Origin of the sequence: Lysinibacillus sp. NPDC058147, from assembly GCF_042884205.1 — a bacterium.
Lineage (GTDB): Bacteria > Bacillota > Bacilli > Bacillales_A > Planococcaceae > Lysinibacillus.
In genome coordinates this window covers 402,262-427,455 of the sequence record NZ_JBHVUJ010000002.1, presented here as the reverse complement: position 1 = coordinate 427,455, position 25,194 = coordinate 402,262, and the positions used below count along the sequence as shown (strand labels likewise).

Below are 25,194 nucleotides of genomic sequence, written 5' to 3'. Positions count from 1 at the left end.
TTCTCAGGCCTGCACGAGGGCCGACACGATGTGGGTCATTTCGGTAATGCCACAGGACGTGGCGTTTTTACCGATGCAGGTCAGTTAGCCGTTTTCGCAGCATGCGAAGGTTTTAGGCTAACATCCTTTATTCATTCCTTTTAAAATCCGGGGCATCCGCCGGAGGCTTTATTTTCATTCAGTAGGTGTTTGGGAAATCCAGGAAAGGTGGAACTACATATGCATTCATCACCACCTTAAGAGGTGGGTTTCTTCTGCTGAATGAAAATAAAAGGGTGGTTCAGATGATTTCTGAGCCACCCTTACTTGTTAGAAAAGAAGAATCATTCCCTCTTAAAGCTCTTTACTTCAGCTACATCTTGTAATTGCTGTTTTTCCTGTTCTGTAGCTGTATGAAGGGCAAAGACGTCTTTAATAGCTGTCTTCAGCTCATGCTGTGTTTCTTTGAATTTCGATACTTGCTGTTCAAAGGATGGGCTCGTAAAACGATCGTTTGTACGTGATAATCTTTCCTCTAGTTGTGCGTAGTGATGATCCATATGCATGGATAACATCATGGCCAATTGATTTTTCCAAAGTGGAATAAGTGTGCCGATTGAAAATTCGATTTTTTCAGCTAGCGTTTGATTGGACTGCTGAATCATGCGTATTTGTGGCGCAGTTTGTAAGGCAACCTGCTGAGAAACTTGTAAGTCATAAATACGTTGATCTAGACGTTCAATTTGATCGGCAAAATCATTAAGCTGTTGAATAGCTAGAGGCTGTTTCGTCGCCTGTACACTAGTCACCTTTTTAGGAAGGTCAACTTCAATGGCTTGCTGCTTCTTCATTTGCCCTGCTGCAATAGCAGTAGCTAACTCTTCAAAGAATCCTCTATTATGTGCATAAAGTTCTTCTAGCATTTCCACATCTCTTATCATTTGAAGCTGTGCACGTTCAAGCTGAACACCAATGCGTTCTACTTGGATACTAATTCGTTCAAACTCCGTTAATGTTTGCTTAACAGTAGGCTCAATTTTGCCAAACATCTTTTGAAAAAAAGACTGTTTTTTTGGTTCTAATGCGTTAGGGTCCACACGGTCTAACGTTTGCATTAAAGAGTCTAACATTTGACCAATCTTTGTGACGTCTTTCTGTTTTACTTGTGCAAGCATTCGATCAGCAAATTGAGAAAGCGCTCGTTGTGAACCTTGCCCTAAAGACAGGACTGATTCAAAGTTTGTCAGGTCTAGTTGACTAGCGAATAGAAGTGCTCGACTTTGTGCAAGAGGCGATAGCGTTTCATATGTCGCCATCGCCTCATTATTTGTAGTTTCTAAATAAGATTGCACAAGAGGGGAAATACCTTGTATTGTATTTAGTTGAAATGCGTGATCATTTGCTGTCACTTATCATCGCCTCGCCATTCCAATTGTTCTTTTCGTCTAATATTGGAACGATTCGCAAATTCGATTTCCATTTGAAGATGGTCGATATCGTTAGAAAGCGCATCCTTTAAATCAATTTGAATCGTATCATTTAAATCTGTAAGTGTTTCTCTTGTTTTTGATAAGGTAATCTGGATTTCCTTATCCTTCACAGGCTGTCTCGATAACATCGTATATTTATCCGTTAATTCGACAGCAGAAGGGAGGTGTGCATAAAAAAATTGTTCAACATTATAAAATTTTCGTGGATCTGTTTTCACTATTTTTACGATATTTTTTGAAATACGTGTCATTTCGAGTAATTGCTTAAATGCAGAAACAGAGCGTACACGTAAGTAGTTTTGACTTAATGTTTGAATGTTTTTATTGGCAGCTGTAAGTTGTGTTTCAATATGTTTGTATTCTTCTTTTGTTATACCTGCTATTTGCATGAATTTCTTTTTCTGTCTATGTTTCAACAACGCCGTACTCGACGCGTATGTTCCAGCAAACAATAAACCACCAAGGAAGTATCCTGGACTTGCCGCAATTGCTGCGATAGAAACAGTTGAGAGAGAAATTAAGAAGCTAGCGGTATGTCTAGAAAAAAACTGTCCGACACTAAGCATGTTTCTTCCTCCTAGCATTTAAATATGTCTATATTCTTATACGAAATAATCGACATAAAGTTTCAATGAAATAATAATCCCTACATAAATTTTACTGCTAATTGTAAAGTTTCTCAATGATATTACTTTAGAACAAGTAAATCCTTTGCTTTATTAGGAAGAAAAGGGGACAGACGAAAAAGGAGTTAACTAATTATCTGACATTGCGGTTTCATCAATACTAGGATGAATGTTAAAAGCCTATCAAGGATTAATTATTTTCATTTATATAGTATTCAAAATTAATGTGATTCGCGAATTGCTTCACACTTTGTTAGTCAATTTTTTCTCTCTTAATAGGTTAAACATTAGTATTGTTTTTTCATCCGTTGTTGATTCCTCGTAAACAGCTTATTCGTGATGATTATTTTACATTTTGAGTAGCGAAACATGCCCGCTTTAATGCTATTCGTAAGGCTTAAAATGTTTTAATCGTTCTGTTGAAAGAGTCGTCCTATCAATTGTATGGTGCTCAAATTGCCCTAAATGGTTTTTATCATGAGCAAAATAAGTATAGACGACATTTGGTTCATCTGAAAAAATAACATTTACCCAATAACTTGGAAGACCTGCAAAGTGCCATTCACATTCAATAGACTGGATAGCTTCCTTCTGATAAGACATATCTTCAATCAAATAGTTTTCGATTCTTTTTTCATATAATTGCTTTTTAATCTGTACTGTACAAAATGGTGCAAGCAATATAATGACTAACGCAACTATTAAAAACTTTTTCATTCTACATCTCCTTAAACAAGTTCTGCCAACATTTCTGGGAAGAATGACTTTTCAAACAACTCATTAAAGATACTATTTCGACAATGATTCATCGAAAGCCTTGTTATCTTTTTCTAAACGAAATATTGAGTTCATCTTACTAGGGATAAGTGTTGAGAGATGAGCTTTTCTTAAATGAAATATAGCAATTGCCTTCTGCATTAATTGTGGAAGGCCTTTATTATGGGAAAATAAAAGCACATAATTAGAATTAACTTGGTGCATATGAATTGGATGGTTTAGACATGGCCGAAACAATAAGGTCTAATTTCAAAAAAATCTCAGTCGAAAGATTGATGTAAATGGGTATTGTTTTTATTATAGTATTTCACAAAACATGTGAAATAGGAGAATATTGTATATGGAAATTAAATCCCTTACTTTACAAACGGATAATTTACAAACGATGAAAGAATTTTATATTAAAAAATTAGGATTTCCTATGATTGCCGAAACTAGAGATAGCTTTCAAATTCAAACAGGCACTAGTATTTTGAAGTTCACGAATAGTGATACAGTAAGCAAACCATTTTATCATTTTGCCTTCAATATTCCAGCAAACCAATTTGAAGAAGCGAAATTTTGGTTGAAGAACAAAGTTCAACTTTTGACAGAGGATGGAGAAGATGAGGTATACTTTTCAAACTTTGCAGCACAAGCAATGTATTTTGAGGACCCGTCAGGTAATATTGTAGAGTTTATAGCTCGTTATGGCATAAACGAAGAAAGTTCAGAGCCGTTTACTATTAAAAGTATTTTGCATATTAGTGAAATTGGCCTTATAGTTGATGATGTGTTCAAGGCAGGAGAAGAATTATCCAAAGTTCATATTTTTGAAAGGGAATACAAACCGATAAATGAAAAATTTCTAAATTTTATGGGCGTAAGGGAAAAAGGGATCTTTATAATCCTTGCACATCCCGGAAGAAGATGGATTTTTTCAGATAAATATTCAAGCATTTTCCCGCTGGAAATTTCAGTTGATAATGGAAAAATGATTATTGTTAATCATCAAGGTGAATTCACTATCAATGATAGATCTGAATGGTAAATAGTAAAGGGTTAGAGATAAGTAATGATTTAGAAGTTATATAATGATCTCTTAATCAATATTTGTTAGTCATCCAATCGAGTATCCTCTATAAGTTGAAAAATATTACCATATATTCTATTATTTTTTATATACCGAAATGGAAACAGGGGGATGAAATATGAGTCAAGTTTGTGTTATCAGCATCTATGTACCTAATATTGAAGAAGCAATAGAGTTTTACACTACTGTTTTAGGTTTTGAAGTAAACAAACAATACGGACCCAAAATCGTGACACTAGTTCACGGAGATTTACCTTTAGTTTTAGAAGAAACGAAAAACTCTAAATCTATTCCTAAAGATTCTATCGGTGTAGTATTAGCTTTAAAAACAGAGGACATTCATCAAACGGTCAATAAGTTAAAAGAACATAATGTTGAATTCATTGTAGATGAGCCTATGGATTGCCCTCCTGGAAAAGTTATTAGCTTTAGAGATCCTTTCGGAAATGTCTTAGAGTATTTACAATTTATTTAGATAGCAGTATAGACCAAAATGTTAAAGAAAGATACATCTAACAAGGTGTATCTTTTTTAACTTTTTTCAGCAAATGTCTTCTGTAGCGAAAGCGAAGCGTCAGGTACAGAAATCACCCACCTCTATAGGTTTGAGATGAATGTGAGTTTAAGTTACTTTTCAGTGAGTGTACAAATATCGTCTGAAGGAGTACTTTGTACGAGCACAAAGCCGATTCCGGACGCATTTATGCCGAGGCATAATTGATTTTAATTTGAATAAAAATAATATTGTTAAATAAGTTAAACAACATTATAATAGTGTTAATTAAATCCATTTTTTGAGATACTTTCATTTCCTAAAGTGTTTTTCAATATCTCATGTAATAAAAATTGCGCTATAAAGGTGACTTTATAGATAGAAAGGGAGAATCAACATATGCAAAAAAACACTAATAATAATATTGAGATATTGGATATTAAAAATATTTTAGAGGAATACAAGGAAAATATCGAATTCATTCAAAAATCATTGAAACAACTTGAGTTGGAAATCAGTAATTTGCAAAGCGAAGGATTAGTTGAATTAGAAAAATTGGCTAATGAATTAAGTATGTTGCAGATGCTTTCAACGAGTATAAAATTTAAAGCTAATTGTCTTACCTGTAATAACAGTAAAACCATTGAAACATTAATGAAATAACATATTGATATCAAGTCACAGTCCAAAATTGGTGTGGCTTTTTATTATGCTTGTAATGCTGATCCTTACGAGGGCAACCAATCCAACTGTTTTAAAATGATAACGCCATTTCTAATTAATTTTGAAAAAGAACTATTAAACATCACAGATGCCAATAGGGGACTTGCCCATTTTGTTTATGGATGCTACTTGTCCATTTATAAATCCGTAAAAATTAGAGATTGTATCTAACTTTTACGGTACAGTTCATAAAGTGGATAAAATTGGATTTATATATAATTCTAAAGACGCTATTGAATAAACTATTATGTGCAGTGCTTAAAGTTATAAAAATTATCTAAAATGAAGTGGAAGTCTAGGAACACAATTCAAATGTAATAACGTAAAAAACTGCTGTTAGGCTTCCTAAAAAGAGCTGACATCGGGATCAGCGGTATTATATTGTTTTGAAAATAGAAATCCTGTAGTGTATGGTGAAAATTGACCTTTTAATCGGAAGGCTTTCTCAATTTCGGTTGCTGCTTGACGTGCGTCTTCTACGGTCCGCTGTCCGGTAACGATGTCGTTCATCAAGTTTAAAGCCATAAAATTTGCAGCTTCTTGATCGCATTTCGCAGTAGCTTCACCAGCCGTTCGGTCCGGATATAAACTGCCATCAAACTGTGCTAAATCATTAAAAAATTGAACCGGCACTTTATAATCTATGGTTTGTTCCAAATAATCAAGATGAGGAGTAGGGGTGTTGTGAGGTACTGTATCAAGATGAACAATAGTACGCTTCCAAGGACCATTGTTATACCAGATGATTCTTCTAGAACTTGCTTCATTTGGTAAACCATATTTATTTATTAACAAATAAACAGTGTTTTTTGGTTGTCCAGTCCAGCTCTCTAAAATTTGGTATAAAACTGGATAATAACCGTTTGATCCATAATACATTGAAAATACCTCCAGATAGTTTTTTTATTATATGCTGAGTATTTGTACTTAGTTACAGTAGATGCTCACAAGCATACACTGTTTAGTGCGCATTATGAAATATCACAGGTTATTAAATGAAAAGAAGTGTCTTAATTACGTCAAAACTTGCATAATGTGTTTGGAAGCATATATTCGAAAGGATGTGAGGGCGAATGAAAGTAACGGTTAAAGAATGGCGAGTAATGTCTGATCACAACAAACAATTACTTTTAAGTGCAGTAGCAACTAAATAAAACATAGATGAAAAGAGGAATGAGATCATATAGCATTGAACACAACACTAGAGAGACATAATAAAGAATCTAAATAAAAATTTGTATTTGCTACGGCAGGTGTTTTTTGTGGAAGGTGAAATAAAAAGGACTGGGGTATTATTCCTAATCTTAATTAATAAAATTGCCTCCAGCAAAGTCATTTTAGATAAAACCGTATTCATTAAATGTTAAATATATTCAAAACCCTGATAAACTTTGATATTACAACACTATAAAAAAGGAGCCAGACTAAACAATGTCTGACTCCATGCGTGCATAACCTTTTAAATCATCAAAAAGCTCTAATGCAAATGAATTGGAATCTGCTTGAGGGCTAACACCCTTTTGTACAAATACTAAAAATTCATCGATCGCTTTTTTTGAACCTTCTACTTCAACCTCAATTTGATCTTGATCATTTAGTTTACAGTAGCCTTTTAATCCTAGCTCAATCGCTTTTTGTTTAATAAAAAAACGGTAGCCAGTTCCATAAACATCTCCGAAAAATCTAATTAGCGCTCGCTTGTTCAAGCTAACACCTCCTACTAGTTAAGAGGGGGAGAACCCTCTTTTGTGCTTAGTGCATAACACGTTCTTTTTCTAAATATGCAATTAAATTATTGATATAATAAAGAACCTGCTTCGAAGCTTGATCTACTTCTTTTAAATGAACTTCAGCCTGTTGAATATTCCCAGCCTTATATGCCTCAGCTGATAACTTCGCCGATTCATGAACACGTAAATGATATGCGTCTAATTCACGGTACTCCTGCAAGTGTCCAAAACGGTCTACAGTGCGAGTAGAAGTATACCATTTGCCGAGACGACATTCTGTATGCGAAGAAACATCACTTGGCTCGACATTTTCAAGTCCAAGGAACATATTATAAATTCGCCATTTCCATAAAATATGATCGGCCTTCGATAATTGTAAAAGTGCTATAGACGAAAGCTGAACGTTATTATTCGAAATAATATCATTGCGGAAACGATTAATCTCTATACCTAATGAGTGTATATCACTAGATGTGTTATGGCTATATTCGCGAATATCATCTTGAAGGTTAGAAATTTCAATCATTCTTGCTGATACTTCATCAATAGCTGCTGCCTGTTCCTGTGAGATTGCAGCTGTATTTGTAACGTCCAGATTAATACCTTCAATGGCACTAACGATGGCATTCAATAATGGTAACGATTCTTTAGCTTCCACTGTTGCTTCTTTAATAATTTCTGTTGTTTCAGTAATTGAGTTTGATACATCATTTGAATAGCTCTTTAAATGTTGTACATTTGTTGATACTTCACTAAGCGCTGATACTGTTCCCTCAGCAAGCTTTCGAACTTCCTGTGCAACTACAGCGAAGCCTTTACCATGTTCACCTGCACGTGCAGCCTCAATAGATGCGTTCAAGGCAAGTAAATTCGTTTGATCGGCAATTTGGTTTATTAACGTCACAACATTTTCGATATCGTTTACCCGCTTTTGTAATTCTGCAAAGGACTCAACAATCGTTGTAAATGTCTCTTCTGTTTTAAAGATTTCAGAAAGGGCATGCTCAATTGCATTTTTTCCTTGTACAGCGTGATCAACAGATTCAGTTGTTTTTTCAGAAATATGGGAAGACATTCGAGCAACCTCATTAATAGAAGCGGCAATTTCTTCAGTCGCTGCAGTAGAGGATTGAATTTCTTCGTTTTGTTTATCTAAGCTAAATACTAAATCTTTCATGTACATGATTTTTGCGTTGACATCCATTAAAGATGAAATTTCAGCGACTACATTTTCAATAGTACGTTCTGTTAATACTTCCACGAGTAATTCTTGATCAACATTGACTGCAGATTGGAAAGATTTCATATATGCAAATGCTTTATTAGGTTTTAAGCCAAAATTATGTAAAATGTATGTAGTAATATAAAATGCAAATTGATTGAAGACGACGATTAACTTACCTGGCTCATATTGATTCTTTCTGAATAAATTGAAAAATTTAACGGTTTCGTCCACATATTCATCATCACGAGTAGCCAAGAAAAATTGATTTAAGTATCGATTTATATTTTCTTCACTAATCGTAAGCTGTGAGGAGAGAGAGATTTCACGTAAATAGCTATTAAAAATAGCGTTCATTGAAGGCGTGATATCTTTTAATTTATTGTAGAGAGTTTTTAAATTCTCTTCATCTTGAGCATTAAAATGGTTAAATGCTAATGTTTTATTAAAACGGCCAGTTGCATTTAAATTTGTACCACGCTTTAATAATTCTTCGAGTTCGGCCTTAGGTCGAATGCTTGAAAACATAAAAAAAATTCCTCCCCAAAATTATGAATAATAAGGTAATAATAGCATATTACAGAGTGTTTTAATAGACATTTCAAATGTCTTTGCTAAAATGAAAATATCTTATTACAGCAGGGAATGTGGCAAATATGTATACAATCATTTACATGAAAGCTGATTATGAGCCTTGGTGGAAGTTTGAAGGCTGGGAGACTTTTATTCAAACAAATGAAACATTTGAAACGGAGGAGCAATTTGAGGAAGCGTTACAAAGAAAATTACAGCACTTCCGATTAACATATGACAATGAGATAACGAAAGAAGGCGGATATTGGGCATTCTGGTCAGAGGATGAAAGTGTTTTTTGTGAAGCCTGTGATGATGATGTACAGATATATCACGGTATTATCGTTTTGAAATCTGGAAATAGCAATAAAATTTAGAAATTAATAAAAAAAACATTTTTCTTTATTTGACAAAATTATGAATGATGGTTATACTTAGTTTAACAATTAAATTGCTTCACCGGAAACATGAATTCACATATTACAAAAAGTGATCGCGTTAGTTCGGTACTCTTTGTAATATGTGAATTTTTTCATTCGCTGAAGAAATTACATATTGTTCACTTTTATTTTTTGGAGGTTTTCTTAAATGAAACAAGGTACAGTAAAATGGTTTAACTCAGAAAAAGGTTTTGGATTCATCGAAGTTGAAGGTGAAAACGACGTATTCGTACACTTCTCAGCTATCCAAGGCGAAGGTTTCAAAACTCTTGACGAAGGTCAAAAAGTGGAATTCGAAGTTGTAGATGGCAACCGCGGACCACAAGCTGCTAACGTAACTAAACTTTAATTCTCAGTAATTAAAATTACTTTCGTTAAATTAAGGCATCCTATTGATATAGGATGCCTTTTTTTTTGCTTGCTTCGAACATTTGAGAGTTACAAAATATGAACGCTAGTGAACTAGTTATATGAAAGAGTTGCATATTGCCATTAATCTCAATGCTCTTCGAAAAACTGAGAAAAGTGATGGGGAAGAAGCAAGGCAGTTTTCTCAATTTGTCTTCGGTAAAGAAAATAATTTTATTATGTAAACAAAATAAATTGCTTGCCTCGTTAGTATTGAGAACAAGCAACTTTTCGAGCAATTAGCTACTTAGTAAATGCTGTAGCACTTGAACAGGTATAAACAAACCGACACGACCATATGGATCTTTTTTCGCCGTTGCAAAGACGATTCCGATAACTTCACCAGCAGAATTTATGACAGGACTGCCACTATTTCCACGATACACAGGGGCTTTCATCATCATAACAGGCTCCTGCCAATCTTCAATTTGTGTTGATTCCAGTAAAGTACCTTCATTTGCGATGCCTGTAAACGCTAGTGGATTACCAATGAAATAGACATGCTCATTTTTGCCATAGCTAGGATTTTCAGCGAGTGAGAGGGAAGGTAACTCATCACCCGTTACTTGTAATAATGCTAAATCTACGTCTGGGAAGCTTTGCAGTAACTTGGCTCCCATTAAACCTTCCTCAGGGAAAATGACGAATAATGATTGAGCATCTTCTACTACGTGTGCATTGGTTACGATAAGTCCATCTGATGAAATCGAAAAACCAGTGCCTTTACTAGAACCTGTAGATATCTCTACAACAGCTTTTTTATAGGTTTTTATATCTTCTTGAGCTGATAGTCGTGCAGACACCTTCAAAAATTCAAGAGCTGGAATGGAGTATATTTGAAAGATAAGTGCAAATGTATTCATAAACAACACAAATGCCATGCTCCAGACAATCCATTTGACAACCGGTTTTTGTTTTTTAGGCTTTTTTCCTTGCTGACGTTCTTCTTGTTCTTGTGCTAACGCCTTCTGCTGTTCAGCGAGAACAAGCTCAATCAATTCTTCTTCCGTCAATTCCTCATCTGTTGTTGATCTATGTATATCATTCATAAAAACCCTCCTTCCTCAAAAGGTGCCCAGCAGAACACCTGTGAATTTCATGTAAGTTCGGATATTTCATTTAACGGGATTGTTTACCTACTGGTGTTTTGTGCTCTGGCACATTATTGTTTATAGCTAACGAGTAGTGCAAGAGATAGTAGAAGTTCATGTTGTCTTGTAAGCAAGCTCTTTCAGCTATTTTCTCTCATTATACGTGAAGTTCCTAGGTTATTCGAATGTTAGGAAAACCAGAATTATAGAAAGCTATTTCTTATTTAGTTGCATCGACATGCACGAAGTCAAATAGATGATTGAGGAGCGTCTTTGTGATGAATGGAAACTGAACATACCCCATTTCATTAAAACTACATTGACTTATATTAATTATTTACCTAAAATGGATAATTATAACTTATCATAATTTTTCACCTAGCAATGAAGATTACATATTTCGAATTCAAAAATAACTGAGCAAAGGAAAATCGCATAATGTATGAACTTGTTTGTAAATGCAAAAAAGCAACGTGTTTTACTGCTATAATTTTTTTATCTTTATTAATTATGCTATTTGGATGTCAAAAGAAAGAAGACGACATTACGCTAATGAAAAAAAATGAAGAGAACAGTACGCTTACTAACGATAATGAAAACCTCATTATTTCCGTGTTTGATAACGAAGGCAAAAGTAGCATAGTGGAACTAGATGTTGAAAAAGAAGTAGAAGAAGAGTTAGTTAAAAATGAAACTGTTTGGTTGCATGCGAAACTTTCAGATAATAAGCAATATCTTGCCTATATGAGTGCTAAAGGAGATGGACCTTGGGATATTTTTTTATTAGATAAAAATGATAAAAAAACTTATCAAGTCACAAATGATACTTTAGGACAACTTATGCCTAGATTTGGCGATAAGGAAGGCAAAACTATCTATAGTGAAATAATAGGGGAAAAGTTCCCTGTTTCAAAGATTGCGAAAGTAGATGTGGAAAAGAAAGATTCTATTGTATTTGATACTGAACAACCTGACCGTGCTGTAGAAATGTATGATATTTCTAAAGACAAAATTATTGGTGCATATGTCTCTGAGGAAGAGAATACTGCAAGAAGGACGGCTGCAAATGAAGCTGGTGATCCTTTAGGGCAAATTGTGTATTCAATATATGAAATGAATTTAGATGGCTCTGACATGAATTTGGTAACGAAAATAAAAGCCGTCAATATTGGTTCGATGGCATATGGACCCAATGGGAAATCTGTTATTCTTGGAGGGGTAAATATAAATGATGATGAAGGAAGCGGCATTTATCAGTTATCTCTTACAGACAAAACATTAACTACCATATTAACAGATCAAATGATTAAAAAAAATAATAATCCCATATTATCAGAGATTGGTCAAAGAAAGCTAGCGGTATTATCAAAAAACGAGCGATTTGTTTATTTTTCGGGTATACCAAAAAATGCAGAAGATGTTAGTTTTGACGGCATAATTTCTAAAATACAGTGTATTTACAAGTATGACTTAGACAGTAAAGAAATAACAAAAGTATATGAGTATAAAAAACCAGCTTTAGTTACGGATATGACGGTTACATATTAGATTTTGCCATTGATTTTCTAATGTCTCTTTGCAAAAATTGCACGTGTGTCATTGGGTATGACGTAAAATGAGCTTTTTAATCAAATGAACCCTGAATAATAGTGGGCACTTTAAAAAAGTGTCTCTGTTCAGGGTTCTGTTTTTTTAGAACTAAACTTTACGAATTAAGAACGGTGTACCACAACGGTTTGAAGTCTGGTCAACAGCCCTGTACAAAACTCTTCACTTTAGCCAATAATTTATTCGATTGTTAGGAAAACCAGCTTTCTAGAAAGGTAATCTCTTTGCTAATTGTATCGACACGTACACGTAAGCCGATCGGCATGGCATGTAGGGGATGAGTGTGACAGCAATCAACATCTGCGATAATTGGTATAGTACGTCCATCTAGCTGCTCAAGTAACACATCATAAGGCTTTCTCTCGGTTCCCAAATCATCATACTGTTCATGTTTACCTAAAATAATCGCTGAAGCTTTGTCGAAAATGCCGTGTAGTTTTAGCATGGCAAAGTTTTTCTCAACAACAGCAATTGTTTTAGAAGTATCCTCAAGAAGTAAAATATCACCTTCATGAATGTGAGGGAAGTAAGATGTTCCAATAAAGCCGTACATCGTATTTATATTTCCACCTATTAAACGACCTTCAGCAATGCCAGGTTGAACTGTAATCCATGAATTATGATGTTGAGTTTTTTCAGTCGTTTTTTCCAACCAGTTTAGCCGGTCATCTGTCCAAATAGGTGGAATTGGCATGGTATAGGGAAATGATAACGAATGTAAAAACATATCTTTAAAATATTGCTCTGTATAATGGACAAAAGGTGGGAATTCACCAAATGTAGAAGCAACAGAAGGTCCATAAAAGACAGGAACTCCAGTCTTTGCATACATTGCAAGAAGTATAGCGGTAACATCAGACAATCCTATAAGTATTTTTGGATTTTGTTTAAATGCTTCGAAGTCTAGATATGGAAGCATACTATTGGCGTTAGTTCCACCCATAGTTGGTAAGATCATTTTGATGTGGGGATCACGAAGTAGGGCATTCAGCTCTTCTGCTCGTTCTTTCGGTGTGCCGGAGCGATAAAAATCTTCTTTTCCTGTTAAAGAGCCTTCATGTATTGTAAAGCCGAGTGATTGAAGACGTTCTTTACCTCGTTCATAGCGCACTTTTGCAATAGTTGTAGCTGGTTTGGAGGGCGAATAGATGCCAATAGTATCGCCTTTTTTTAATGGGGAAAACATAAAATACCTCTTTCAATTTAAGATAAGAGCTATTATACATGATTTTACAATTTAAAGAGTCGTATACTTGTTTTGACTAAAGAGATGTAAAAAGTAACTGAAATGAATAGTTATAACAGATTACAAAATAATAATATTATGTTAACTTGGTATTTGAAACTTGTAAGAGAGTTTAGAATTTAATATGATAGATATGAATTTATGAAATGGGGGGCGTTTGTATGTATCGTCATGTAGATGATTTTTTAAATGAATGGTCAGCATCAGCAGAAGGGACAATTCAAGTATTAAAAGCCGTAACAGATGACAAGCTAGAACAAAGCATTGTGGAAGGTCATAGCACACTAGGGTGGTTAGGTTGGCATTTAGTTGGTGCTGCTGGTTATTTCAGTTATTTAGCAGGTTTAAAGGTGCCAATGATTCGTCAAGAAGATCCAATTCCATCTACAGCTGCTGAAATTGTAGCTGCTTACGAAAATGTAGCAAATAGTGTGAAAGAGGAAGCAGCAAAGCTATCAAATGAAGATTTGCTGGAGGAAGTAAAAGGCTTCACTGGACCGATAGCTAGAGGTGCATTATTACGTGTAATGGTCGATCATCAAACACATCACCGTGGACAAATGACGGTGCTCCTACGTCAAGCAGGTTTACCAGTACCAGGCGTATTAGGGCCTACGAAGGAAATGCAAAAATAAATGTAAATGGCAGATACAAAGTGTATCTGTCATTATTTGTGTAAAGAGATTTTTTGCAAGAAAGTAGTTGAAACAACTACATAAAAAGATAAAAGGCACTTCCAGTTTAAAGTTAATCAGGAAGTGCCTATTTTTGTTTGGCAATGTTGTTTTAACATACTTCTATTTGCTGATTCACTAGCTACTAATTTGTTATGGATATCCCTTTATTTAATATCAAACCATCTAAAAATATTGAAATAAAGCCTTTGCTTTCTTGTAATAAATCAAAATCTTTTCCAAAGACTAACCAGTCATATAATGAACCCCTCATACAGCGACTAATATAAATTACGGTTTGTTGAACATTTATTTGTACAGATAATTCGCCATCTTTGATAGCTTTTTGTATAAATGAGTGCAAAATTTTATACAATTCGCGTTCAGAATTGGTAAAGAAATTTTCTTCGTTTTCAATTAATCCGCTTTTGTAAACAGAACGCATTAAATCCATTCCTAAATCATCTTTTAAATATTTCATTTGTGCATCAATTAATGAGATAACTTTTTCCTTAAAGCAAAGATTTGGGGGCAGTGTAGTTGTAAATTCCTCGTAAAAATGATCAATTTCTTTAAATTTTTTTAGGAAAATATCGTACTTAGACGAAAAATGACCATAAAAAGCACCTTTTGAGCTTTTGCTTTTTTGCACAATTTCATCAACCGTGACTTGATCAAAGCCTTTCGTTTCGAACAATTTAAGTGCTGTTAAATAGATATGTTTTTTCGTTTCTTGAGCTTGTTGTTTTCGCGTCTTTTTCATTCTCTTCATCACCTAATTCACACAAGATATTCTATTTTACTTTAGCATAATACTCGTACATGTAATTAATTTATTTTCTGAATTATTAGAAAAAATATTGACAAATAATTGTCTCGCCGATTAATATACAGACTATAGTCTATGAAACTAGAGGGGGAAAATCATGGATTTAATAGGGAATAGAACGTTGCGTACTGTTTTAAGGGAGAGAGTAGAGCAACAACCTGAAAAAAGTTTTATTCGATTTGAGGATAGTAAGGGAAACTATTTTGAAAAAAATTATGGGGATTTTTATCAGGAGGTTATTCGCTTCAGTAATGCACTTCTTAAACTTGGCATCAAAAAAGGTGATCATGTTGTGTTTCATTTACCAAACAATATGGAATTTTTTACAGCATGGTTTGCTTTAGCTGAAATTGGAGGTATTATGGTGCCAACTAACATTTTATCACCAGCAGATGAGATGGAATATATTATTTCTCATTCTGAAGCTGCCCTCATTATTACTGAAGAGGACTTTATCGAAAAGTTTGTCAGTATTAAATCTAAAACACCGACTATACAAAATATTATTATTACGAGACAACAAGGTAGCTTAGAAGGTGTTTTATATTTCTCTGAGCTCATAAAAAGTGAAAGCGATAACAATGTACATTTCCCAACAGTTTCGTCTGAAGATATTGTTGCATTGCTTTATACATCTGGAACAACATCAAGACCTAAAGGTGTTCAAGTGACACATGCCAATTATATATACACTGGTGAGTTAATGGCTCGTTCAATAGCTTTAACACCTGAAGATCGAACATTTATTGTCTTACCGCTTTTCCATGGGAATGCACAATATTACTCAACGATGTCAGCCATCATGGTAGGGGCAAGCATTGCAGTTACTGAGAAATTTAGTGCTTCACGTTATTTTAAACAAGCAAAGGCATTAGGCGGAACAGTTGGTTCTTTATTTGCCGCTCCTATTCGTATGATTTTAGCAAAAGATTACGAAAAAGAGGCGAAGGATAATCCTTTACGACTTGTCCTTTTTGCACAGACGGTTGCTGAACACCAATTAGTACAGTTTGAGGAGCGATTTGATGTGGAGTTATTGCAACTGTACGGTTTGACCGAGACAGTTGGGATTCCACTGATAAATCCTATATTTGGAAAACGAAAAAATATGAGCATTGGTAGACCAAGCATTGGCTATGAGGTTCAGCTTGTAGATGAACATGGGATCCCTGTAAATCAAGGGGAGATTGGTCAAATTGCCGTTAAAGGGATACCAGGAAGAACCTTAATGAAAGGCTACTTTAAAAACGAGCAAGCAACAAACGGCACTGTTAAAGATAATTGGTTACTAACTGGGGATAACGCTCGTATTGATGAAGATGGTTATTTTTATTTCGTTGATCGTATAAAGGATATGATTAAGCGTTCAGGTGAAAATGTGGCTGCGAATGAAGTGGAAAGTGTATTAACAGAGCATCCATTAGTATTTGAAGCAGCTGTCATTGGTGTACCAGATGAAATGCGTGATGAAGCTATTAAAGCGTATGTTATTTTACAAGCTGGCGCTACTACAAGTGAAGAGACTTTGATTGCACATTGTCGGGAACGCCTCGCAAAATTTAAAGTGCCAGATAGTATTGAATTTGTGACTGATTTTCCACGTACATCTGTCGGAAAAATTCAAAAGCATGTTTTACGGAACGCTATTTTTAGTTAAAGCGAATGACATAAAAAATTGAATGTAGAGAGAAGGGATTCTATGAAAAATGTGAAGATATTATTAGCAAGTTTAGCAGGATCAGTCATTGAATGGTACGATTTTTATTTGTATGGTACTGCGACGGGATTAGTTTTTACAACACTTTTTTTCCCTTCGACTAATCCAGCAATCTCGATTTTAATTGCATTTGCTACGTTTGGAGCTGGATATGCAGCTCGTCCAATTGGAAGTTTAATTTTTGGACATATGGGTGATCGTGTCGGAAGGAAAGCCTCGCTTATGCTTACTTTAATAGGCATGGGCGGTAGTTCTTTTTTGATAGGTTTATTACCTACCTATGCACAAGTTGGGTTACTCGCACCAACGCTATTAGTAATTTTGCGACTTATTCAAGGGATTGCACTTGGTGGTGAATGGGGAGGTGCCGTGTTACTAGCTACTGAATCGGCTACAAAAGGTGTGCGTGGCTTTTTTGGTTCTATTCCACAGCTTGGTGTACCAATTGGGTTAGTGTTAGGAACATTTAGTTTTACGCTCATTTCTTCATTAACGACAGAAGCACAATTTATGGCCTGGGGTTGGCGTTTACCATTTCTCTTTAGCGCAGTTTTAATTGTATTAGCTATTTGGATTCGAAGTGGGATTGAAGAAACACCTGAATTTAAACGTAAAAAAGATAATGGTGAATTAGCTAAATTACCAATTGTCCAAGTTTTTAAATATAACAAAAAAGATATTTTCCGTATTATAGGATTGAAAATAGGGGATGGATTCTTTAATGTGTTTTTAATGTCATTTATTTTGGTGTATGCAACTACGTATATAGGCTACACAAGGGATGTCGCATTGTTTGCACTTACATTAAGCTGTGCAACAATGATCGTAACAATGCCCATTGTTGGATATCTTTCAGATTTTATAGGTCGAAAGAAAATTTATATTGGTGGCCTTATCACAATGCTACTACTGGCAATACCATATTTCGTAATGATTCCAATTAATTCAACCTATTTCTTCATGTTGCAAATCATTTTACTTGGTGTCGTATGGGCAGCAATTTTTGCGACTCAAGGTACGTTTTTCTCTGAATTATTCCCTGCGAATGTTCGATACACAGGGCTATCCTTTGGCTATCAAATCGCTGCGGCAATTGTAGGTTTTGGACCAATGCTATGGACATCTTTAGCAACAGAATATGGGGCATCACCATATTTATTTGGTGGATTAATGATGGCAGGGCTATTGTTATCACTGTTACTTGCAGTATTTTCACCAGATACACGGATGATCACTCAATATGAAGAAACTGTTGAGAATGTACAAGAAAATGAACGCTTGTCAGATGCTCAAGTGGAAGTGGCTATGACAACCTCGACAAAGTAATAATTTATTTGCAAAAATGAAGTGTATGAAAAAGCTACAAACGTTTTTCTTAATGAGTAAAGGCATATAAAAAAAAACAGGGTTTTCCTATTTGAATAGGAGAACCCTGTTTTGTTGATTAGTTTAAGCCTTGGCTATCTTTCCACTCTAGGAATTCATCATAAGTTAATAGTTTATCTAAAATTGTGCCGTCTTCACGGATTTCGATGACACGGTTCGCAATTGTTTGGATGAACTGATGGTCATGAGATGTGAAGAGCATAGCACCTTTGAAGCGCATAAGTCCTTCGTTTAGTGCTTGGATTGACTCAAGGTCAAGGTGGTTCGTTGGTTCGTCAAGTAAAATAACGTTTGCTGTTGCAAGCATCATTTTTGATAGCATACAACGAACTTTTTCGCCACCTGATAAAACTGAAGGAGATTTTTTCACTTCTTCACCAGAGAATAGCATACGACCTAAGAAGCCGCGTAAGAAGCTTTCTGTTTCATCATCAGGAGAATATTGGCGTAACCATTCCACTAATGATTTCTCTGAACCTTCGAAGTATTTATCGTGATCATTTTCAAAGTAGCTTTGAGATGTTGTTACGCCCCATTTGAATGTACCAGCATCTGCTTTTCTTTCGTCCATTAGAATATCAAGAAGAGCCGTTTTTGCCATTGGATTACCAAGTAAAATGATTTTATCTTCTTTGTTCATTGAAAAGCGAATATCTTTAAATAGTGTTTCGCCTTCATTGCTTGCTGAAAGGCCTTCCACTGTTAACACATCATTACCGATTTCACGTCCAGTTTGGAAGTTAATGAAAGGATATTTTCGGCTAGAAGGTTTAATATCATCAAGCTCGATTTTATCCAACATTTTTTTACGAGAAGTCGCTTGGCTTGATTTTGAAGCGTTCGCAGAGAAACGAGCAACGAATGCTTGTAGCTCTTTAATTTTTTCTTCTTTCTTCTTGTTTTGGTCTGCCATCATTTTTTGTGCTAATTGGCTAGACTCATACCAGAAGTCATAGTTACCAACATATAATTGGATTTTAGAGAAGTCTAAATCCGCAATATGCGTACACACTTTATTTAAGAAGTGACGGTCATGGGATACAACAATAACTGTATTTTCAAAGTTAATTAAGAATTCTTCTAACCATTGGATTGCTTTTAAGTCAAGGTGGTTGGTAGGCTCATCTAGTAATAGAACGTCTGGTTTACCAAATAGAGCTTGTGCTAATAATACTTTGACTTTGTCAGAACCTTCAAGGTCAGCCATTAGCATATAGTGAAGCTCGTCGCCAATTCCTAAACCGTTTAATAATGTTGCTGCTTCTGAGTCAGCTTCCCAACCATTTAGGTCAGCGAATTCACCTTCTAATTCAGCAGCACGCATGCCATCCTCATCAGAAAAGTCTTCTTTTGCGTAGATAGCGTCTTTTTCAGCTTTTACTTCCCAAAGACGTTTGTTACCCATAACAACTGTATCTAATACATTGAATTCATCATATTCAAAGTGGTTTTGTTTAAGGACTGATAAACGTTCGTCCTTACCCATTGATACGTGACCTTCTTGTGCTTCAATTTCACCAGAAAGAATTTTTAAAAATGTTGATTTACCAGCACCATTTGCTCCGATTAAACCGTAGCAATTCCCCGGTGTGAATTTTATATTTACGTCTTCAAATAGTTTACGATCGCCATAGCGAAGACCTACATTACTTACTTGAATCATGCAAGTTCCTCCTTTTTTCACAATGGCACTAGTATATCATGAAATATGTACCAGAGTCTATAAACATTATTAAATCAACGTTTGGTTATGTATTGTCAAAAGATTTGAGCGGGATAAGAGTGGGGATAATGTTAAAAAAAAGTGAATACATATACTTTTTTATGTATTTAATCGTCTCAATTGTAAAGAACAGGTTTTATGAAAGCCCTCTCTAGTGAAAGGGCTTTATTTCACTAAATTATTTTAAATCAAACTTGAGAAAAGTCTTCTATAATTAAAGTATCTCCTTCCATATCCAAATTGGCCGCTTAAGAACGATGGATGTAAGGTGACGGTTGATTTTTTTTGAATTCACCGTCATCTCATTACTAAGAACAATCACTGTTATTTCCTCGTCATTTAGCAGTGCATAATGACAGAAACCACTTGGATATCCTCCTGATTTGCCCCAATTTATTGTAAAATGTTTCTTTATTAACCAACTATAGGATTTTTTTATGTATAATAAATGTGAAGGAGGGGAATTTTAATAAAAGTCTGACTAAAATTGTAAATGGATTGGCTTGTGAAAAATAGCTGAGTTACTTCATTTCGAAATACATATAGTTGTAATTATAAGTATTTTTACATTATTTAAAGCAGACTTAAAAAGAAGATTACAAGTTTATAAATAATTGGAGGATAAAATGAGACTAAAAACAATCGCAGCATTATTCATTATGTTACTTTTAGCATTTAATTTAGAGGTAGCCGATGCGAGCACATTTAAAGAAGTAAAAGTTATTACAAGTTCATCAATAGAAGTATATGAAAAACCCGATGCGTCTTCGAAAATATTAGGAACTGTAAAAGAAGGAACATTTGTAACACAAATCAGCGAGGGACATAATGTTTCATTTTCACGTATATCCTATCTAAATAGTGATGGGAAAATAATAGAAGGCTATATAAAAGATGTTGCACTGGATGATGCTTTGTACGGTATTCAGATAGCTAGTTCTAAAAGTGGTTTGGTAGTGAAACAAACACCATCATTGAAGGGAAAAACAGTTGCGACTTTACAACATAAAATGGTTGTGAAAGACTTCGGTTCTGTTGGAAATGGATGGTCATTGGTTCAATATGGTAATGTCATTGGTTATGCGACTACAACTTTTATGAGTGAATCTAAACCAACAACTAAATATGTATTAACACAGGGTCTTGTTGTTAGAAATATCGCTAGTCCTTCTGGAGATAATGTCGGAGAACTTTTGAAAAACGATGAAGTTTTAGTTCATTCTACAATTGCTGGTTGGTCATTTGTAACAACTCCACTGTACGGAGGTTATGTAATAGATTCACATTTAACTTCTCAAAATCCGTTTGCTAAAACTAGTAATGGGTCAAGTAGCTCATCAAAACCTTCAAACGGAAGTAAGTCAAAATATAAAAATTGTACAGAGCTTCGTAAAGATTATCCAAATGGGGTAGGTAGCGATCACCCAGCTTATGAAAAAAAGCATGATCGTGATGGCGATGGATGGGCTTGTGAAAGATAGAAAAAGGTTGGGACATAACTGGTCAAAACCTTAAAAAGCGCGAGAAATCAATTTTAGAAACATTGATTTCTTGCGTTTTTCTGATGAATAATTTTTTATTCATTAAAAGTAAAATTTAAATGAAAATAACCTGCCATTTAATGGAATGGTCAATCAACTACTAAAACGAAGGCATAGAAAGCGTCACCATGAGATATATTCGCTTCCTTTTCATCCATTCATCAAACGCCATAAGAATAATAATAAACTCCAGGTTGTGTAGGTGCGGTAAATCGATTGTCTGTAACCATGACTTCAGTTTCCTCGTTATTACTTATTTGTACCACATGAAATTTATTCGGTCTTTTTTTACTTTTATTATCTTAAAACCATCGATTATTTGAAAATAACTTTAACACTAATCGAACGAAACAGTTAACTACTGCATATAATAATAAACTTCTGGTAATTAGTTAAGAGAGGAAGAAACTAAATAGTCATAAACAAGTTCAAGTGTTGCACTTTGATTTAGAAATAGACTATTGACTTAAAATGGTAGCTCATGTAAAATATTTTGAAATTACAGTTAAATTCGATGATAAAGAGAGTAGTTTATGGAGTTGCTGGAAAGCGAATTAGGGATGGTGTGAGCCTAATGCAGCAGCCATAAATGAAACGCACTTTGGAGAAGGTTCTCGAATTAATAGTAGAGAACATCGGGGAGTCACCTCGTTAACAATGGAAAGTGGTCATATTTATATGGCAACTAGAGTGGTACCACGGGATCATTATGCTCTCGTCTCTATATTTAGAGACGGGGGCTTTTTTTATGAATTGAGAGGAGGAAGGAGAATGAACATGCACACACAAATCGCTAAAAGCATTGCTGTAGCGTTAAATAACGAGTTGTCTGTCAATGACATTCAAAATTTACTAGAAAAACCGAAAAATTTGGACTTAGGGGATTTGGCATTTCCTTGCTTTACATTGGCAAAAAAATTAAGAAAATCTCCAAACAGTATCGCATCCGACCTAAAAAACAATTTAAGCAGTGATTTAATACAAGAAGTTCAAGTAGTAGGTGGATATGTCAATATATTTTACCATCAGCCAACGATTACTCAACAAGTGCTTAGTCAAATAATAAAAGAAGAAAATTTATATGGGACTCAACAGGCGTCAAAAGGGAATGTAGTTTTAGATTTTTCATCACCTAATATAGCGAAGCCTTTTTCCATGGGCCATTTACGTTCTACAGTAATCGGCAACGCTTTGGCCAACATTGCTGAGAAAAACGGCTATCAAGCAATCCGCATTAATCATTTAGGTGACTGGGGAACACAGTTTGGTAAGTTAATTGTTGCCTATCGAAAATGGGGAGATCAAAAAACGATTGAAGCTGCCCCAATAGAGGAACTGTTAAAAATTTATGTAAAGTTCCATGAAGAAGCGGAGCAGGATGAAACACTCAATGAACAGGCACGTAGCGCATTTAAAGCATTAGAAGACGGGGATGAAGAAGCGTTAGCTCTTTGGCAATGGTTTAGAGATGCATCACTCGAAGAATTCAAGACCATTTATCAACTGCTTGGGATTAACTTTGATTCATTCACTGGGGAAGCGTTCTACAATGACAAAATGGCTACTGTTGTTAAGGAGTTAGAAGAAAAAGAGCTGCTTTTGCATTCTGATGGTGCATATGTTGTTGAAATCGATAATATGCCACCATGCTTAATTACGAAAACAGACGGAGCTACGCTGTATGCTACACGTGATTTAGCAGCTGCTTTTTATCGTAATCAACAATATGACCCTAAAAAAATATTTTATGTTGTTGGGAATGAACAATCTCTTCATTTTAAACAACTATTTAACGTGATTGAGAAGATGGGATACGATTGGGCAAAAGACTTACAGCATGTGCCTTTTGGGATGATTCTAAAAGACGGTAAAAAAATGTCGACGCGTAAAGGGAAGATCGTTTTATTAGCGGATGTACTAAAAGAAGCGATTGCTACTGCGAAGCGAAATATCGAGGAAAAAAATCCAAATCTAGCGGATAAAGAGAACGTTGCACGTCAGGTTGGTGTAGGAGCGGTTATTTTTAATGATTTAAAAAATGATCGTCTTCATGATATTGAGTTTTCGATTGAGCATATGATGCATTTCGAAGGGGAAACAGGGCCTTATATTCAATATACGTTTGCACGTATCTCATCTCTATTGGAAAAAGCAAATGAACATAGTTACGAAGTAGCGTTTGAAGCATTAGGGGAGCAAGCATGGCCAGTTGTTTTATTACTGGAACAGTTTCCGAATGTAATTGCCAACGCTTTTGAGCAAGCAGATCCATCACAAATTGCTAAATATGCCTTACAATTAGCGCGACAATTTAATAAATATTATGCGCATAATAAAGTATTGGTCGATGATAACCAAAGAACATCACGATTAGCATTTTGTCGTTGTGTAGCCATTGTTTTAAAAGAATCGCTAACATTATTGGGCATTGCAGCGCCAAAAAAAATGTAAGTATCGTAAGTTGCATCCAGTCTTGATACTAGCTACATCTTTTCATTAATAATTGCCATTAAATTGACCGATACTAGAAAAAATGGTAAAAGGAAATAGTGAAAATTCAAAGATCTAACATATTTAGTCGAATTTTTAACCGTATCAATAGAGAGAAGGTTTTTAGAAAGTATGGAGAAAAAGCAATGGCGTGTTTCCATGGTACTTGTGGTTGTTAGTATTTTCTTCGTTGCGCTCAATATGCGTCCAGCAGTAACAGGAATAGGACCATTATTTAATGTACTTTTGGAATCACTCCATATATCAAATACTAAAATGAGCTTTTTAACATCTATTCCGGTGTTTTGTATGGGTCTCTTTGCACCATTTGCAGTACCTATACAAAGGAAGCTCGGAACAAAAACAGCTATTACGATATTAATAATGATCTTGGCGTTAGCAAATGGGCTACGCTTTTTAAAAGAAAGTTATGTACTACTTGTAGTCACAAGCTTTGCTGCGGGATTTGCCATTGCACTTATTGGGCCCATCTTAAATGCCTATATAAAGAAAAAATTCCCGACCCGTTTTACAACCGTGGTAGGTATTTATTCATTTGGAATAGGAACAGGGGCAACATTGAGTGCGGCACTAACCATAACATTTTATAATCATTTTCATGAGAGCTGGACGATGTCGCTTGGTAGTTGGGCAATACTTGCTATCATTGCACTTTGTATATGGTTACTAGCAATACAAAATCAAGAGCTACCAGAGACAGGTACATTGACAGAAAATGCAGCACGAAATCCTTGGAAAAATGGCCGTGCTTGGATCATTTTAATTTACTTTGGTATCCAAACATCTTTGTTCTTTTCAATAATGTCATGGCTAGTACCGATAGTACAGGCTAAAGGCTTTTCTCTTGGGATTGCAAGCTCTATGCTAACATTTATGTCTATTGTACAAATGATTGGGAATATTTTGGTTCCTATGCTAATGGAAAAATGGTTCAGTCGAATTGGTTGGCTCTTTTCTTTAGGGATCTTTGGAGTGATTGGATTTTTGCTGCTATGGTTAGGCTCAGGGACTTTATTATGGATTGCGGTATTCATAATAGGTATCGTATTAAGTGGCTTATTTCCAATTGGTTTATTGTTACCCTTGGATGAGGCAAGAAATGATGAGGAGGCAAATAGCTGGTCATCTATGGTGCTTTCAGGTGGCTTTATGATAAGCTCCATTATCCCTATACTGATAGGCTATTGCTATGATGTCACTGGAAACCATACATTTACTTATATGATTTTTATAATCTTAATGATTGGCATAATAGCTACTACAATTATGCTTAAGAAAAAATAATGTGGAGACATGCGCGGATACACGAGCATGTCTCTATTTCAAATCTACAAC

At 35.0% G+C, this 25,194-nt stretch carries 22 protein-coding genes and 1 other annotated feature; of the genes, 12 read left to right on the top strand and 10 right to left on the bottom strand.

The genetic code is table 11. The annotated features are described in order from the left end of the window. Positions 1-323: 323 nt before the first annotated feature. The 3 genes from ACFVT8_RS07445 to ACFVT8_RS07435 all read right to left on the bottom strand — a co-directional run bounded on the left by ACFVT8_RS07445 (position 324) and on the right by ACFVT8_RS07435 (position 2,812). Positions 324-1,388 carry a toxic anion resistance protein gene (locus ACFVT8_RS07445; RefSeq protein WP_387082972.1) on the bottom strand — a complete coding sequence of 355 codons (1,065 nt, stop codon included), beginning with the start codon at positions 1,386-1,388 and terminating at the stop codon, positions 324-326. Then, complete coding sequence (locus tag ACFVT8_RS07440; protein ID WP_387082971.1) at positions 1,385-2,035, bottom strand: 5-bromo-4-chloroindolyl phosphate hydrolysis family protein; 651 nt, start codon at positions 2,033-2,035, stop codon at positions 1,385-1,387. Before ACFVT8_RS07440 ends, ACFVT8_RS07445 begins: the two co-directional genes overlap by 4 nt. Before the next feature lie 444 nt (positions 2,036-2,479). Further along, positions 2,480-2,812: a DUF3139 domain-containing protein gene (locus tag ACFVT8_RS07435; protein ID WP_387082970.1), complete on the bottom strand. Its 333-nt coding sequence runs from the start codon at positions 2,810-2,812 to the stop codon at positions 2,480-2,482. A gap of 400 nt (positions 2,813-3,212) precedes the next feature. On the opposite strand from ACFVT8_RS07435, the gene ACFVT8_RS07430 reads away from it, so the two are divergent. The 3 genes from ACFVT8_RS07430 (at position 3,213) to ACFVT8_RS07420 (ending at position 5,100) form a co-directional block, all read left to right on the top strand. Next, the gene (locus ACFVT8_RS07430) at positions 3,213-3,902 is read left to right on the top strand and encodes a VOC family protein (RefSeq protein WP_387082969.1); all 690 of its coding nucleotides are present in this window, start codon (positions 3,213-3,215) and stop codon (positions 3,900-3,902) included. Between the two features lie 160 nt (positions 3,903-4,062). After that, the gene (locus ACFVT8_RS07425) at positions 4,063-4,419 is read left to right on the top strand and encodes a VOC family protein (protein WP_387082968.1); all 357 of its coding nucleotides are present in this window, start codon (positions 4,063-4,065) and stop codon (positions 4,417-4,419) included. Between the two features lie 417 nt (positions 4,420-4,836). Beyond that, positions 4,837-5,100 carry a hypothetical protein gene (locus ACFVT8_RS07420; RefSeq protein WP_387082967.1) on the top strand — a complete coding sequence of 88 codons (264 nt, stop codon included), beginning with the start codon at positions 4,837-4,839 and terminating at the stop codon, positions 5,098-5,100. A gap of 405 nt (positions 5,101-5,505) precedes the next feature. Here ACFVT8_RS07420 and ACFVT8_RS07415 read toward each other — a convergent pair whose 3' ends face one another. The 3 genes from ACFVT8_RS07415 to ACFVT8_RS07405 form a co-directional block, all read right to left on the bottom strand. Next, a complete protein-coding gene (locus tag ACFVT8_RS07415; protein WP_387082965.1) occupies positions 5,506-6,039 on the bottom strand; it encodes a hypothetical protein in 534 nt (177 codons plus the stop codon). Between the two features lie 545 nt (positions 6,040-6,584). Then, a complete protein-coding gene (locus ACFVT8_RS07410) occupies positions 6,585-6,866 on the bottom strand; it encodes an acylphosphatase (protein ID WP_387082963.1) in 282 nt (93 codons plus the stop codon). 46 nt (positions 6,867-6,912) lie between these two features. Beyond that, on the bottom strand, positions 6,913-8,640 hold the full coding sequence (locus ACFVT8_RS07405; protein WP_387082962.1) for a methyl-accepting chemotaxis protein: 1,728 nt from the start codon (positions 8,638-8,640) through the stop codon (positions 6,913-6,915). A gap of 128 nt (positions 8,641-8,768) precedes the next feature. Here ACFVT8_RS07405 and ACFVT8_RS07400 point away from each other — a divergent pair, with 128 nt between their 5' ends. Both ACFVT8_RS07400 and ACFVT8_RS07395 read left to right on the top strand, forming a co-directional pair. Next, entirely contained in the window at positions 8,769-9,062 is a 294-nt protein-coding gene (locus tag ACFVT8_RS07400; RefSeq protein ID WP_387082961.1) for a DUF1033 family protein, read from the top strand. Positions 9,063-9,273: 211 nt separating this feature from the next. Then, positions 9,274-9,474 (top strand): cold-shock protein, encoded by a 201-nt coding sequence (locus ACFVT8_RS07395; protein ID WP_004230088.1) that lies wholly within the window; start codon positions 9,274-9,276, stop codon positions 9,472-9,474. Between the two features lie 298 nt (positions 9,475-9,772). Here the strand turns inward: ACFVT8_RS07395 and ACFVT8_RS07390 are convergent, their stop codons facing one another. After that, complete coding sequence (locus ACFVT8_RS07390; RefSeq protein WP_387082960.1) at positions 9,773-10,582, bottom strand: S1C family serine protease; 810 nt, start codon at positions 10,580-10,582, stop codon at positions 9,773-9,775. 480 nt (positions 10,583-11,062) lie between these two features. Here ACFVT8_RS07390 and ACFVT8_RS07385 point away from each other — a divergent pair, with 480 nt between their 5' ends. Continuing rightward, on the top strand, positions 11,063-12,172 hold the full coding sequence (locus ACFVT8_RS07385; protein WP_387082959.1) for a hypothetical protein: 1,110 nt from the start codon (positions 11,063-11,065) through the stop codon (positions 12,170-12,172). A 250-nt stretch (positions 12,173-12,422) separates the two neighbouring features. Here the strand turns inward: ACFVT8_RS07385 and ACFVT8_RS07380 are convergent, their stop codons facing one another. Further along, positions 12,423-13,418 (bottom strand): S66 family peptidase, encoded by a 996-nt coding sequence (locus ACFVT8_RS07380; protein WP_387082958.1) that lies wholly within the window; start codon positions 13,416-13,418, stop codon positions 12,423-12,425. Positions 13,419-13,639: 221 nt separating this feature from the next. On the opposite strand from ACFVT8_RS07380, the gene ACFVT8_RS07375 reads away from it, so the two are divergent. Continuing rightward, complete coding sequence (locus ACFVT8_RS07375; protein ID WP_387082957.1) at positions 13,640-14,113, top strand: DinB family protein; 474 nt, start codon at positions 13,640-13,642, stop codon at positions 14,111-14,113. Between the two features lie 184 nt (positions 14,114-14,297). Here the strand turns inward: ACFVT8_RS07375 and ACFVT8_RS07370 are convergent, their stop codons facing one another. After that, the gene (locus tag ACFVT8_RS07370; RefSeq protein ID WP_387082956.1) at positions 14,298-14,924 is read right to left on the bottom strand and encodes a TetR/AcrR family transcriptional regulator; all 627 of its coding nucleotides are present in this window, start codon (positions 14,922-14,924) and stop codon (positions 14,298-14,300) included. A gap of 154 nt (positions 14,925-15,078) precedes the next feature. Between ACFVT8_RS07370 and ACFVT8_RS07365 the strand changes: the two genes are divergently transcribed. Continuing rightward, on the top strand, positions 15,079-16,638 hold the full coding sequence (locus ACFVT8_RS07365; RefSeq protein ID WP_387082955.1) for an AMP-binding protein: 1,560 nt from the start codon (positions 15,079-15,081) through the stop codon (positions 16,636-16,638). A 42-nt stretch (positions 16,639-16,680) separates the two neighbouring features. After that, positions 16,681-18,024 carry an MFS transporter gene (locus ACFVT8_RS07360; RefSeq protein ID WP_387082954.1) on the top strand — a complete coding sequence of 448 codons (1,344 nt, stop codon included), beginning with the start codon at positions 16,681-16,683 and terminating at the stop codon, positions 18,022-18,024. Between the two features lie 118 nt (positions 18,025-18,142). On the opposite strand, the gene ACFVT8_RS07355 is transcribed toward ACFVT8_RS07360, so the two are convergent. Further along, complete coding sequence (locus ACFVT8_RS07355) at positions 18,143-19,747, bottom strand: ABC-F family ATP-binding cassette domain-containing protein (protein WP_387082953.1); 1,605 nt, start codon at positions 19,745-19,747, stop codon at positions 18,143-18,145. A 686-nt stretch (positions 19,748-20,433) separates the two neighbouring features. On the opposite strand from ACFVT8_RS07355, the gene ACFVT8_RS07350 reads away from it, so the two are divergent. The 3 genes from ACFVT8_RS07350 to ACFVT8_RS07340 all read left to right on the top strand — a co-directional run bounded on the left by ACFVT8_RS07350 (position 20,434) and on the right by ACFVT8_RS07340 (position 25,143). Continuing rightward, entirely contained in the window at positions 20,434-21,288 is an 855-nt protein-coding gene (locus ACFVT8_RS07350) for an excalibur calcium-binding domain-containing protein (protein WP_387082951.1), read from the top strand. A gap of 565 nt (positions 21,289-21,853) precedes the next feature. Continuing rightward, positions 21,854-22,074 (top strand) — a binding site (T-box leader). A gap of 45 nt (positions 22,075-22,119) precedes the next feature. Further along, positions 22,120-23,799: an arginine--tRNA ligase gene (argS, locus tag ACFVT8_RS07345; RefSeq protein WP_387082950.1), complete on the top strand. Its 1,680-nt coding sequence runs from the start codon at positions 22,120-22,122 to the stop codon at positions 23,797-23,799. 171 nt (positions 23,800-23,970) lie between these two features. Next, positions 23,971-25,143, top strand: coding sequence for an MFS transporter (locus ACFVT8_RS07340; RefSeq protein WP_387082949.1), 1,173 nt, complete (start codon positions 23,971-23,973; stop codon positions 25,141-25,143). Positions 25,144-25,194: the final 51 nt, after the last annotated feature.